The following is an 11400-nucleotide window of genomic DNA, read 5'->3' as shown; positions in this document are numbered from 1 at the left end:
TTCACTATTTTGTATTGCTCGACGGATTGCCTCTGTCGTTGTGGCGCTCCCGTGTAGAACCTGGCCCATAGTGCCTCCCTCCATTCTAAGGAAAATAATGCACCATCAAATGCCGGGACTAAACACCTAAGCCCTCCGGGCCAACTGTGTTAACGGCGCGCGAATGCAGTGTTCATGCGCTTAAGGATGTTAAAGCGTTACAAAGGGACTATATAGCGGGCCGAAGTAACTTCCGAGAATCCGCAAGAGTCCCGCATGGCCCCCATCATTTCCGTTCAGAACCTCACCAAGACCTACTCCAATGGGTTCGAGGCCCTGAAGGGCATCAATCTCGACGTCGAAAAGGGTGAGATTCTGGCGCTGCTCGGGCCGAACGGCGCGGGCAAGACGACACTGATCTCGATCATCTGCGGCATCGCCAATCCGAGCGGCGGCCGGGTGCTGGTCGCCGGCCACGACGTCGTGAAGGATTTCCGCGCCACCCGCGGGATGATCGGGCTGGTGCCGCAGGAGCTGACCACCGATCAGTTCGAGACGGTGTTCAATACAGTCAGCTTTTCGCGCGGGCTGCACGGCAAGAAAGCTAATCCTGCGCATATCGAGAAGGTGCTGCGCGCGCTCTCGCTGTGGGACAAAAAGGACAATATGCTGCGCCAGCTCTCCGGCGGGATGAAGCGGCGGGTGCTGATCGCCAAGGCGCTATCCCATGAACCGGATATTCTTTTCCTCGACGAGCCGACCGCCGGCGTCGATGTGACGCTGCGCAAGGACATGTGGCATGTCGTCGAAGAGCTTCGGGCCTCCGGCGTCACCATCATCCTGACCACCCATTATATCGAAGAGGCCGAGGAAATCGCCGACCGTGTCGGCGTCATCAACGGCGGCGAGTTGCTGCTCGTCGAGGACAAGGCGGCGCTGATGGCCAAGCTCGGCCGCAAGCAGCTCATCCTCGATCTCACCGAACCGCTCAACCGGCTGCCGGATTGTTTTGCCGGCAACGGGCTGACGCTGGAGGCAGACGGCAACCGGCTGACCTATGATTTCGACACTGACGACGAGCAGGAAAGCATTGCAGCTCTGCTGACCAGGCTCGGCGAGAACAATATCCATTTCAAGGATCTCTCGACGCGGCAAAGCTCGCTCGAGGACATCTTCGTGGCGCTGGTGGGAGCGGAAAAATGAACGTCGAGGCCGTCAAATCGATCTATTTCTTCGAGATGGCGCGCACGCGCCGCACGCTGCTGCAGAGCGTCATCTCGCCCGTCATCTCGACCTCGCTCTATTTCATCGTCTTCGGTGCCGCTGTGGGATCACGCATTCAGGAGGTGGAGGGCGTGTCCTACGGCGCCTTCATCACGCCCGGCCTGATCATGCTGACGCTGCTCGGCCAGTGCATCAGCAACGGCTCTTTCGGCATCTATTTCCCGAAATTCACCGGCACGATCTACGAGGTGCTTTCCGCGCCGGTGGCGATGACGGAGATCCTGCTCGGTTATGTCGGTGCGGCGGCGACCAAGGGCATGATCATCGGCTTCATCATCCTCATGACCGCCACTCTCTTCGTTGACGTTAGGATCGAGCATCCCTTCATGATGATCCTGTTCTTCCTGTTGACGGCGATCACCTTCAGCCTGTTCGGCTTCATGATCGGCATCTGGGCCGGCAATTTCGAGCAGTTGAACCTCATTCCCATGCTGGTCGTGCCGCCGCTGACCTTCCTCGGCGGCAGCTTCTATTCGGTCAGTATGCTGCCGCCCTTCTGGCAGGCGGTCAGCCACCTCAACCCGGTGCTTTATCTCGTCAGCGGCTTCCGCTGGAGTTTTTACGGGATCGCCGACGTCAACCCGGCGATCAGCCTGGCGATGATCACGGTGTTCCTGGTGATCTGCCTGGGAACCCTCGGCTGGATCTTCAAGACCGGCTACCGGCTGCGGAACTGATCAATCACGCGAACACGCGCCATCGGAAAACCCGATGACACCATCGGTTTCTTCCGTTTTTCTTCGACTCTGATCCGAGGCATCTGCTGCATCAGCCGAGAAGGAGATGGCAGATGACAGATATCAGGATCGAAGGCGCGAAGATCGTTATTGTTGGCGGCAGTTCCGGAATGGGGCTGGCGCTGGCGAGGCGTTTGCTCGGGGAAGGGGCGGCGGTGACGATCGCCGGACGCAGCGAAGACAAGCTTACGGCGGCCCGTCGCGATCTCGGCGAGCATCCTGGATTGGCGACGGTTGCCGTCGATATATCGCGCGACGAAGAAGTCGCGGCGCTGTTTTGCAATAGCGGGCCGGTCGATCACATCGTCAGCACGGCGGCCGATATCGAAGGCGCCTATCAGCTGCTGCCGTCGATCGAACTTGCGGCGGCGCAAAGGGTGGTCGAAAGCAAGTTCTACGGGCCGCTGCTGCTGGCGAAATATGGCGCCGTCCATCTGCCGCCCTCAGGATCGATTACTTATACGTCAGGTGTCGCGGCCTACAGGCCGGCGGCGCGTGGATCGGTGGTCGCAGCCGTCAATGCGGCGCTCGAAGGCCTGGTCAGGGCGCTGGCGGTCGAGCTGGCGCCGATCCGGATCAACGCAGTGTCGCCCGGATGGGTGGATACGCCGATCTGGAGCTTCGTCGCCGGCGACGCCAAGCAGGCGACACTTGATGCGATGGCGCAGCGCCTGCCGGCCGGACGCGTTGGACGGCCCGATGATATTGCCGATGCGATCCGCTTCCTGATCGGCAACGGATTCACGACAGGCACTATCCTGCATGTCGAAGGCGGGCATCGCCTGGTCTGAACGGCGAGAGTTCTTCGCTTGCCGATTGCAGCAGGAGGGTAAGCGCCGGCGGCTGCACGCGCCTGCGCCGCCACATCATCACCAGCGAGGCTGCGGGTGGTTTGCCCGGCCATGGCAGTTCGACGATGTTGTCCCGCATTGCCGCCGGGCCGACGGCAAGGCGCGGGACGAGGCTAAAGCCGGCGCCGGATGCAACGAGCCGGACGATTGTCGCGATGCTGTCGGCTTCAGTCACGATTGGTGGTGCTGCAACATGTGCTTCGGCAAAGGCAGCGTCGAACAGGTGACGGTAGACGCAGCCGGTTTCGGTGGCGACGAAGGGGGCGGTGCTCAGCGCCGCGAGGCTCTCCGGTGGCCGGGCTTGAAAATCGCGACCGGCAATCAGCATCAGCGGTTCGCTGCAGATGCGGCGCGTCAAGAAGCGCTCATCCTGCTGCCCGCGATCGAAGGTGAAGGCGATGTCGATCGAGCCTTGCTGCAATTGTGCCAGCAATTCGCCGCTGCTGGTGACCTTGAGCTTGAGGCCGACGTCTGGGTTCTCCTTGCGAAACAGTGACAGCCAGGGCGCCAGCCGCCCGGAGGCGATGGTTTCGAGCGTCCCCAAGGTGATGGACTGTCCGGCGCTGCCGGCTGCAGCACTGACGGCTGCCTTCGCCTCGTCGTTCAGCGCCAATATCTCTTCGGCATAGGCCTTGAGGACTGCACCTGCGGGTGTCGGGATGACGCCCTGCCGGGAGCGGAGGAAGAGCTCTGCGCCCAATTCCTCTTCGAGCGCCTGGATCTGGTCGCTGAGGCTCGACTGAGCGAGATTGACCTCGGCAGCGGCGCGCGTGAGACTTTCGTGCCGGATCACCGCAAGGAATGTTTTCAGTTGTCGTGGATTCATGTCGAGCTCCGGTATGGGCGCAGAAGCGCCTTGACGCAGGATATCAACAAAGCCGAAGGCGCTGCAACGCAGGAGCATGTGGCGGCGAACTGCTCACCTGCTGCGCATTGCGCCAGTTCCCCTCAGGCGCTGCTGACGAGAAGGGCGCCGGAGATGATGAGGAGGGTACCGGCGACGAGCTTTACGATGTCGAGCTCGGAGGCTTCGCCGAGAAAGACGGCGCCGATCGCCAGTGTCACCAGCACGTTGCAGCTCCAGATTGGGGCGAGTTTCGAGACGGGGACGCCGTAAGTGAAAAGCGCAAAGCTGATGAGGCCGGTGCCGACGGCAAAGCAGGCGCCTGATATGGCGGCAAAACCGAAACCTTCGGCGGTCCAGGGGGCAGGGCGCCAGATGAGTGTCGCGATCAGCCCGGCAAGCGCGCAGGCAGCGCCGAAGGCAATCAGGTAGACGGCGGAGCCGGTGGCAGCCGTGGCGCTCTGCTTCTGGAAGATGGCGGTAATGCCCCAGAACAGGGCAGGCAGAACGCCGCCGATGACGATCGGCCAGAGTGAATTCATTGCGAAGCTCCTGTCGCACCCATGGGTCAAGGCCTCGCTGCGGGCGAAGGCCGGCCGAACTGTGGTGCCACCAGACTAGGAGTTTCTTTTTGCTCTTTGTGGTCTTGTTGTTGCCCTTGAAAGTGACAGATCCGACCGTTGCCGTAAAGGCGCCTGCAGCGGCAGCAGATCATGAGCGCTGCGAGGCTAATCGCGCATGCGGAGTTCGTCGGTCTGCATCTGCAGCGAGCCCAGCGTTTCCAGGAAGCTCATGCCGAGCAGGCTCTGGTCGAGCCGGCCGTCCTCGGCGACGCTGGCTGCGACATTGTTGCGGACGATCGGGCCGATCGCCACCTGGTCGAGGGTGACGGGTGCTGCGCGGCCGCGGCCGTTGGCGGTCATGACGGTCATGGAATAGGTGAGGCGGGAGAGGTCGATGCCGATCCGTTCGGCATCTTCGTGCGACAGCGCCACCATGCTGGCGCCGGTATCGACGAGCATCTCGATCGTTTGGCCGTTGACCGCGACATCGGCTTCGAAATGGCCGTTCAACAGCTTGTGCAGAATGATCTCCTGGCCGCCCTCGCTTGTGGTGACGACGACAGCGCGGCCGGGAACGAGGCCGGCGAGCAGCCTGTTGCCGACGCCGAGCGCTTCCTGGCGATAGAGATAGACGGTCACGAGCGCCAGGATGATGACCAGCCAGATCATCATCTGGCGCATCGTTTCGCCGACACTGCGCCGGCTCGCCCAGATGCCGGCACACAGCATCAGTGCGATCGGCAGCAGATAGACGACGCGGCCGAAGTCATCGCTCTGCAAGCCAAGGATGCGGCTGTTGTCACTGTTGAGGATCAGCACGGCAAGGCCGATGCCGATTACGACGAGGAAGACGGTCAAACGAATCATAGAGGCCGCTCCGGCCCGGCGACAAGGCTTGATTTCATATGGTTCGGCACCTTGGCGGAACCTGCAAGCCTTGCCGGCAGCAGCGCCATGATCCGCTTTCGCTCAGTGTCGGAATAGCTCGTCCAGCTGCCGATTTCCTGAAGAGTCCGGCCGCAGCCGGAACAAAATCCGGTGGCTGAAACCAGGGAGCAGACGTGAACGCAGGGTGTTTGCATGGAGGATATATCGGAGTTTCAAAGAGCGGTGGCAAGGGCGCAAAGGGTGGCGATCTCGCAAATTTGTTGCGTTGCGCCCAAGGTATCGCCGGTGTGACCGGCAAGCTTGCGGCGGATGAAGGCGGTGAAGGCGAGCCCTGCGATGCCGGTGGCGAGCAGGCTTGCGACCAGCGGCCGCAAGCCGAAGGCGGGCCAGATCAGAAGCGCTGCGACAAGGCAGGCTGAGGCGAGCGAAAACTGCATCGCCGCCTCGTCCGGTTGGCCGGTCGAGGCGGCCACGCCATCGGCCTTTGCCGGTGCCAACCGCTGCCAGTGCCAGGCGATGGCGCCGCGGCTGAGAGCCGCGACGGCGGGAATGGCGAGGGCTGCAGTGACCGGCGAGGAATGGCGGGCGATCGCAGCAAGCGCGGCTGCGCGGATCGCGAAGGAGAGGATCAGCGCTATCGCGCCATAGGTGCCGATCCGGCTGTCTTTCATGATGAGGAGGCTCTGTTCGCGGCTCTTGCCGCCGCCGATACCGTCGGCCGTATCGGCCAGGCCGTCCTCGTGCAGCGCGCCGGTGACGAGGGCCTGGATGGAAAGCGCGATCAGGGCCGCCATCAGCGGGTCCGCATGCAGCCCCAAAAGGAGGAGGAGGGCAAGTGCGGGGATGAAGCCGATGACGATGCCGGCAAAGGGAAAGGCGCGCACCAGCCGGCCGAGCCTGCCGTCATAACCTTTGAACAGCGATTGCGGCATGGGAATGCGGCTGAGGAAGGCGACGGCGCGGGCGGTATCGACCGCATAGTCCTTGATCTTCATTCTGCTTCATTCTGCCGGAGGTCTCGGCTTATGGTCGCGGCGGCGCTTTTGGAGTTGTTCGCCTCGTCCGCCCGCTTTAAGAGAGTGGCCACCCGCAAAGAAGCTGATTTGCGGGAAAAAAACAAGAATACCCGGATTCATAGGAAAACCGCACAGATGAGCGTTTCAGGCCTGCCGTTCGACGATTTCCGTACCCTGCTCCGTGACCTGCCGGGGCCGGATGCCCGCGCGCTGGTGGCGGCGCGCGAGCGTGACGCGCAGCTGACCAAGCCGCCGGGCGCGCTCGGACGGCTCGAGGAAATCGCCTTCTGGCTTGCTGCCTGGACGGGCCGCACACCTGCCGTCAACCGGCCGCTGGTGGCGATCTTTGCCGGCAATCACGGCGTCACCAGGCAGGGCATCACGCCCTTTCCGCCAACGGTGACGCAACAGATGGTCGAGAATTTTGCAGCCGGCGGTGCGGCAATCAACCAGATATGTGTCGCCTATGATCTCGGGCTGAAAGTCTTCGATCTGGCGCTCGATTACCCCACCGGCGACATCACCGAGGAGGCAGCGCTTTCCGAGCGCGATTGCGCCGCGACCATGGCCTTCGGCATGGAGGCGATCGCCGGCGGCACCGACCTGCTTTGCATCGGCGAGATGGGCATCGGCAATACGACGATTGCGGCGGCGATCAACTATGCACTCTACGGCGGTTCGGCGCGCGACTGGGTGGGGCCGGGCACCGGTTCGGAAGGCGAGATGCTGGAGCGCAAGATCGCGGCGGTGGAAAAGGCGGTGGCGCTGCATGGTGACCATCTCGACGATCCGCTCGAGATCATGCGCCGGCTTGGCGGCCGCGAGATCGCGGCGATGGCCGGCGCGATCCTTGCTGCGCGTATGGAGCGCATTCCGGTGTTGATCGACGGTTATGTCGCGACCGCAGCGGCGGCGATCCTCAAAGCGGCCAATCCGTCGGCACTCGATCATTGCCTGATCGGCCATGTCTCCGGCGAGCCCGGACATCTGCGCTCGATCGAGATGCTCGGCAAGACGCCGCTTCTGGCGCTCGGCATGCGGCTCGGCGAAGGCACCGGTGCCGCACTTGCCGCCGGCATCGTCAAGGCGGCCGCCGCCTGCCATTCCGGCATGGCGACCTTCGCCCAGGCAGGCGTGTCGAATAAGCATTAAGGCCGCGGTAGGCGCCGTCGATCCGCACGCGTTCGCTTGCGCGGCCTAAGCGGATTCGGTATTTGCGTATTCGCTCATCAAAGAGGAGACGGCAAAGCCTCTCCCGGTCTGTGATGCAACGGAAAGAGGAGAGGGCATCTTGACGAAGCCTGCGGTGACGAAAGAGACCGGACTTCGGCATTTCATCGCCGCCGCCAGCTATTCCTGGGCGGGCTTCCTGAGGGTGCTGAAAGAGGCAGCCTTCCGCCAGGAACTCGGCTTCTTCGTCGTTTCGATCGCGGCGCTGGCGCTGGTGGGAGCTACTGCGGGCGAGATCGTCGTCGCGGTGCTTCTGTTTCTCGGGCTCTTTTCGATGGAGGCGATGAATACCGCCGTTGAAGAGGTGATCGACCGGATTTCGCCGGAGATTTCAATCGTCGGCAAACACGCCAAGGATCTCGGCTCCTTCGCGGTGACCTGCATGATCGCCGCCTGCTGCCTCTATCTCGGCTTCGTTCTCGGCAAGCATCTGTTCTTTGGATCCGGATGATTTCACGCTGGATCGGCCGAATGTCATCCAGATCCAAGTCTAAGAATTGAAGCATGATGTTGCCCGAAAACCGCTCACACTTTTCGGCATCATGCTTTCGCTGAATCAGGCAAAACTTTTGCGCTTGCGCGCGACGGCCTGGGCCTCCTCGACGGCCGGCAGGCTCTGGAGCACGCGCTTGGCGGGCAGGATGGCGATAACTTCGGTGCCCTCGCGCAGCTTCGATTTCAGCAGGAACTGTCCGTCATGCTTGGCAAGGATCGCCTGGACGATCGGCAGGCCGAGGCCGGTGCCCTGTTCGGCGCTCTTGATGGCGATCGAGCCTTGGCCGAAGGCCGACAGGACGACGGGAATCTCTTCTTCCGGAATGCCAGGGCCGTTGTCCTTGATCGAGATGTACTGTCCGCCGCCGGCCGTCCAGCCGACCTTGACGTGGATCTCGCCGCCCTGCGGCGTGAACTTGACGGCATTGGAGAGAAGATTGAGCACCACCTGGCGCATCGACTTCTCGTCGGCCCAAATGGCCGGCAGTTGCCGCTCGAACTGGTCCGAAATGGCAATGTTCTTGGCGCGGGCGCGCAGCTGGACCATGCCGATGCAATCTTCGGTGATATCGAGAAGCGAAATCGCCTCCTCGCTCAACTCGTATTTGCCGGCCTCGATGCGCGACAGGTCGAGGATCTCATTGATGAGATCGAGCAGATGCTGGCCTGAACGGTGAATGTCGCCCGCATATTCCTTGTAGGTCGGATTGGCGAGCGGCCCCATGACTTCGGCCGACATCACTTCGGAAAAGCCGAGGATGGCGTTGAGCGGGGTTCTGAGTTCGTGCGACATGGAGGCAAGGAAGCGCGACTTGGCGAGGTTTGCCTCTTCGGCGCGGCGGCGAGCCTCATCCGACATCGACTTCGCCACTTCCAGCTCGGCGATCAGGTCGTCCTTCTCCGATTGGTAGGAAAGGATCCTGAGGTTCGACTTGAAGAGCCGGTCGCTGATATAATTGAAGAAGACGAGGGTGGTGGTGAAGAGCCCCGTCAGGCTGATTTCGAGGAGGTCGCGCGACAGGCCGCTCTTGGCGGCAAGCGCCAGGACCGCCGGCGAGAAGGCGGCGAGCACGGCGGGCGTCAGCATGAAGTTCGACATCGCCGTGATGGAGAGCGCGATCAGCAGCGTGGCGCCCTTATAAAGAATGAAGCTCGATGGCTCGCAGGTGTCGCAGCCCTGCAGCGCGAAGACGGCCCAGCAGCAGCCGAGCAGGAACTGGCCGGAGAGCAGCAGGCGGCGCCATTTGCGGGCGCTCTCGGCGGTGATCTCCTGCCGGCGGGCGCGCCTTGCAAGCAGGATATTGCCGGCGTGACAGGTGACTGTCAGCAGCGACCAGAAGAGCAATTGCGTATCTTCAGTGAAATAGACGCCAAGCGCGGTGATGATGACGACGAAGAGCGGCATGATCGTCGCGCCCTGCAGCACCGACGCCACATACATGTCGAGCACGTCACGATCGAAGGAGGAATTGGACGCATGACCGGACTGAAGACGTTCGCGCGTCTGCCGCACGGCCTTGGAAACGGCCTTGTTGCGGTGGCTGCGCGACCTGTCGACGATGATCTTGTCGGTCGATGTGCTTACGCCGGTACTCATGTGCACGTTGAAACTTCATCCCAGGGTGGATAAGAGCTTAACCGGCAATTCTTAAGAAGATGTTTGCCATCTTTGCCAAGGATTTGTTTTTTAAGGAGGCAAAAGCGTGACACGGGGTCTGCGCCTGATTCGCGACGGCGTGATTGCTTTTGCCCTGCTGGCGCTCGTGGCGCTGATCGCTGCCAAGCTCAACGATGCAGCAAAAATCGAGCATGCGGGCGCCTTCCATGCTGCCGACGGCGACAGCCTGGTATTGGGAGACGAACGGTTGCGCCTCGAAGGCATCGATGCGCCGGAACTCAACCAGAGCTGCGAGCGGGCGGGGAAAGCCTGGGCCTGCGGGCGCGCGGCGCGCGAGGCGCTGCAGGACATGGTGCTGGCATCGGGAACGCTTTGTCAGGGCAGCCGGCGCGACCGCTACGAAAGGCTGCTCGTCGTCTGCCGGAGCGGGCCGGGCGGCGACATCAATGCCGCCATGGTGCGCCGGGGCATGGCCATCTCCTATGGCGATTATGGCAAGGAGGAGGCCGAGGCGAAGGCTCAGAAGGCCGGTCTCTGGGCCGGGACTTTCGAGCGGCCGCGCGATGTGCGCGATCATGCGCGCCAGAGTTCCGGTTTCGATGGCGCCCTGCGCTTCATCGGGCAGGTCGTCGGGTGGGAGTAAAGCCATGAGCGACGAAGCCATGCTGGAGACGCTGCGACGGGAGATCGCCTGCTGTCGCATCTGTCGCGACGCACCGGCGAAAGGCCTCGAATACCGGCTGCCGCACGAGCCGCGGCCAGTGGCGGTGATCTCATCGAGCGCGCGCATCCTGATCGCAGGGCAGGCGCCCGGGCTTCGGGTGCATGAGAGCGGCCTGCCGTTCGACGATGCATCGGGCGACCGGCTGCGATCATGGCTCGGCGTTGACAGGGCAAGCTTCTATGACCGCGGCCGATTCGCCATCGTGCCGATGGGCTTCTGCTTTCCCGGCTATGATGACAAGGGCGCGGATCTGCCGCCGCGGCGCGAATGCGCGCCGTTCTGGAGGCAAAGAGTGATCTCGGCCATGCCGCAGATCGAACTGGTGCTGGTCATCGGCCAATATGCGCAGGCCTGGCATATGGCCGGCGAAAGACAGGACAATATGACCGAGACGGTGCGAGTGTGGCGCGACGGTCTTCGGTCCGACCGATCGCCGGCGGTGCTGCCGCTGCCGCATCCGAGCTGGCGCAACAGCGGCTGGCTGAAGCGCAATCCCTGGTTCGAGAAAGAATTGCTCCCGGTCCTGCAGGAACGGACGAAAATGCTGCTTTCCTGAAACAAAATTCTTTTCGTTGCGCGGAATCGAGTTATACAAAGAAAATAATTCGAAAGGACTGTTGTGCGCATGGATCGCCTCGACCGAAAAATACTGCGTCTTCTGCAAGAAGATTCGACGCTTGCCGTTGCCGATCTCGCCAAGAAAGTGGGTCTCTCGACGACGCCATGCTGGCGGCGCATCCAGAAGATGGAAGAAGACGGCGTCATCAAGCGCCGAGTCGCCATCCTCGATCCGGAGAAGGTCAATACAAAGGTCACCGTCTTCGTGTCGATTCGCACTGCCACCCATTCGATCGAATGGCTGCGCCGCTTTTCCGAGGTGGTCGCCGAATTCCCCGAAGTGGTCGAATTCTACCGGATGAGCGGCGATGTCGATTATCTCTTGCGAGTCGTCGTGCCCGATATTGCCGCCTATGACGCCTTTTATAAGCGGATGATCGCCAAGATCGAGATTCGCGACGTTTCCTCCGCCTTTGCGATGGAGCAGATCAAGTATTCGACGCAGCTGCCGCTCGACTACATGATTCTCGACAATGCCAAATCCAACGAGGATTGAGGTCAAGCGTGCGGCCGTGACCGCACGCGACACTGCAAAGTCCAGCGCGGCCTCATG

Annotated in this window: 14 protein-coding genes; 8 read left to right on the top strand and 6 right to left on the bottom strand. The window is 62.1% G+C overall.

What is annotated here, in order from left to right; translation table 11 throughout:
- The first annotated feature begins 255 nt into the window (after nt 1-255).
- From GFM02_RS31065 to GFM02_RS31055, 3 genes are all read left to right on the top strand, one after another.
- On the top strand, nt 256-1182 hold the full coding sequence (locus GFM02_RS31065) for an ABC transporter ATP-binding protein (RefSeq protein WP_131664944.1): 927 nt from the start codon (nt 256-258) through the stop codon (nt 1180-1182).
- Nucleotides 1179-1940: an ABC transporter permease gene (locus GFM02_RS31060; RefSeq protein ID WP_168323795.1), complete on the top strand. Its 762-nt coding sequence runs from the start codon at nt 1179-1181 to the stop codon at nt 1938-1940. The genes GFM02_RS31065 and GFM02_RS31060 overlap by 4 nt, the downstream gene beginning before the upstream one ends.
- A 113-nt stretch (nt 1941-2053) precedes the next feature.
- Nucleotides 2054-2791: an SDR family oxidoreductase gene (locus GFM02_RS31055; RefSeq protein ID WP_168323794.1), complete on the top strand. Its 738-nt coding sequence runs from the start codon at nt 2054-2056 to the stop codon at nt 2789-2791.
- Here GFM02_RS31055 and GFM02_RS31050 read toward each other — a convergent pair.
- The 5 genes from GFM02_RS31050 to GFM02_RS31030 form a co-directional block, all read right to left on the bottom strand.
- Nucleotides 2754-3677, bottom strand: coding sequence for a LysR family transcriptional regulator (locus GFM02_RS31050; RefSeq protein ID WP_168323793.1), 924 nt, complete (start codon nt 3675-3677; stop codon nt 2754-2756). The two genes, GFM02_RS31055 and GFM02_RS31050, sit on opposite strands and share 38 nt — an antisense overlap.
- A 122-nt stretch (nt 3678-3799) precedes the next feature.
- On the bottom strand, nt 3800-4237 hold the full coding sequence (locus GFM02_RS31045; protein WP_168323792.1) for an EamA family transporter: 438 nt from the start codon (nt 4235-4237) through the stop codon (nt 3800-3802).
- Between the two features lie 186 nt (nt 4238-4423).
- Complete coding sequence (locus tag GFM02_RS31040) at nt 4424-5125, bottom strand: TIGR02281 family clan AA aspartic protease (protein WP_168323791.1); 702 nt, start codon at nt 5123-5125, stop codon at nt 4424-4426.
- On the bottom strand, nt 5122-5340 hold the full coding sequence (locus GFM02_RS31035) for a DUF1289 domain-containing protein (protein WP_168323790.1): 219 nt from the start codon (nt 5338-5340) through the stop codon (nt 5122-5124). Before GFM02_RS31035 ends, GFM02_RS31040 begins: the two co-directional genes overlap by 4 nt.
- A gap of 18 nt (nt 5341-5358) precedes the next feature.
- Nucleotides 5359-6141, bottom strand: a complete 783-nt coding sequence (locus GFM02_RS31030; RefSeq protein WP_168323789.1) for an adenosylcobinamide-GDP ribazoletransferase — start codon at nt 6139-6141, stop codon at nt 5359-5361.
- A gap of 156 nt (nt 6142-6297) precedes the next feature.
- Here GFM02_RS31030 and cobT point away from each other — a divergent pair, with 156 nt between their 5' ends.
- Together cobT and GFM02_RS31020 are read left to right on the top strand one after the other, a co-directional pair.
- Entirely contained in the window at nt 6298-7314 is a 1017-nt protein-coding gene (gene cobT / locus GFM02_RS31025) for a nicotinate-nucleotide--dimethylbenzimidazole phosphoribosyltransferase (RefSeq protein ID WP_020050292.1), read from the top strand.
- A gap of 139 nt (nt 7315-7453) precedes the next feature.
- Nucleotides 7454-7843, top strand: a complete 390-nt coding sequence (locus tag GFM02_RS31020; RefSeq protein ID WP_020050291.1) for a diacylglycerol kinase — start codon at nt 7454-7456, stop codon at nt 7841-7843.
- A gap of 105 nt (nt 7844-7948) precedes the next feature.
- Here GFM02_RS31020 and GFM02_RS31015 read toward each other — a convergent pair whose 3' ends face one another.
- Entirely contained in the window at nt 7949-9484 is a 1536-nt protein-coding gene (locus GFM02_RS31015) for a sensor histidine kinase (protein ID WP_025394875.1), read from the bottom strand.
- A 106-nt stretch (nt 9485-9590) separates the two neighbouring features.
- Here GFM02_RS31015 and GFM02_RS31010 point away from each other — a divergent pair, with 106 nt between their 5' ends.
- From GFM02_RS31010 to GFM02_RS31000, 3 genes are all read left to right on the top strand, one after another.
- Complete coding sequence (locus tag GFM02_RS31010; protein ID WP_168323788.1) at nt 9591-10148, top strand: thermonuclease family protein; 558 nt, start codon at nt 9591-9593, stop codon at nt 10146-10148.
- Nucleotides 10149-10152: 4 nt separating this feature from the next.
- Nucleotides 10153-10785 (top strand): uracil-DNA glycosylase family protein, encoded by a 633-nt coding sequence (locus GFM02_RS31005; protein ID WP_168323787.1) that lies wholly within the window; start codon nt 10153-10155, stop codon nt 10783-10785.
- 69 nt (nt 10786-10854) lie between these two features.
- Nucleotides 10855-11343, top strand: a complete 489-nt coding sequence (locus tag GFM02_RS31000) for an Lrp/AsnC family transcriptional regulator (protein ID WP_003540387.1) — start codon at nt 10855-10857, stop codon at nt 11341-11343.
- The last annotated feature ends 57 nt before the right edge of the window (nt 11344-11400 follow it).

This window comes from Rhizobium leguminosarum bv. viciae, assembly GCF_012276115.1.
Classification (GTDB): Bacteria; Pseudomonadota; Alphaproteobacteria; order Rhizobiales; family Rhizobiaceae; genus Rhizobium; species Rhizobium leguminosarum_T.
The sequence above is the reverse complement of the archived record's forward strand: the minus strand, read 5'-3'. Positions and strand labels throughout refer to the sequence as shown.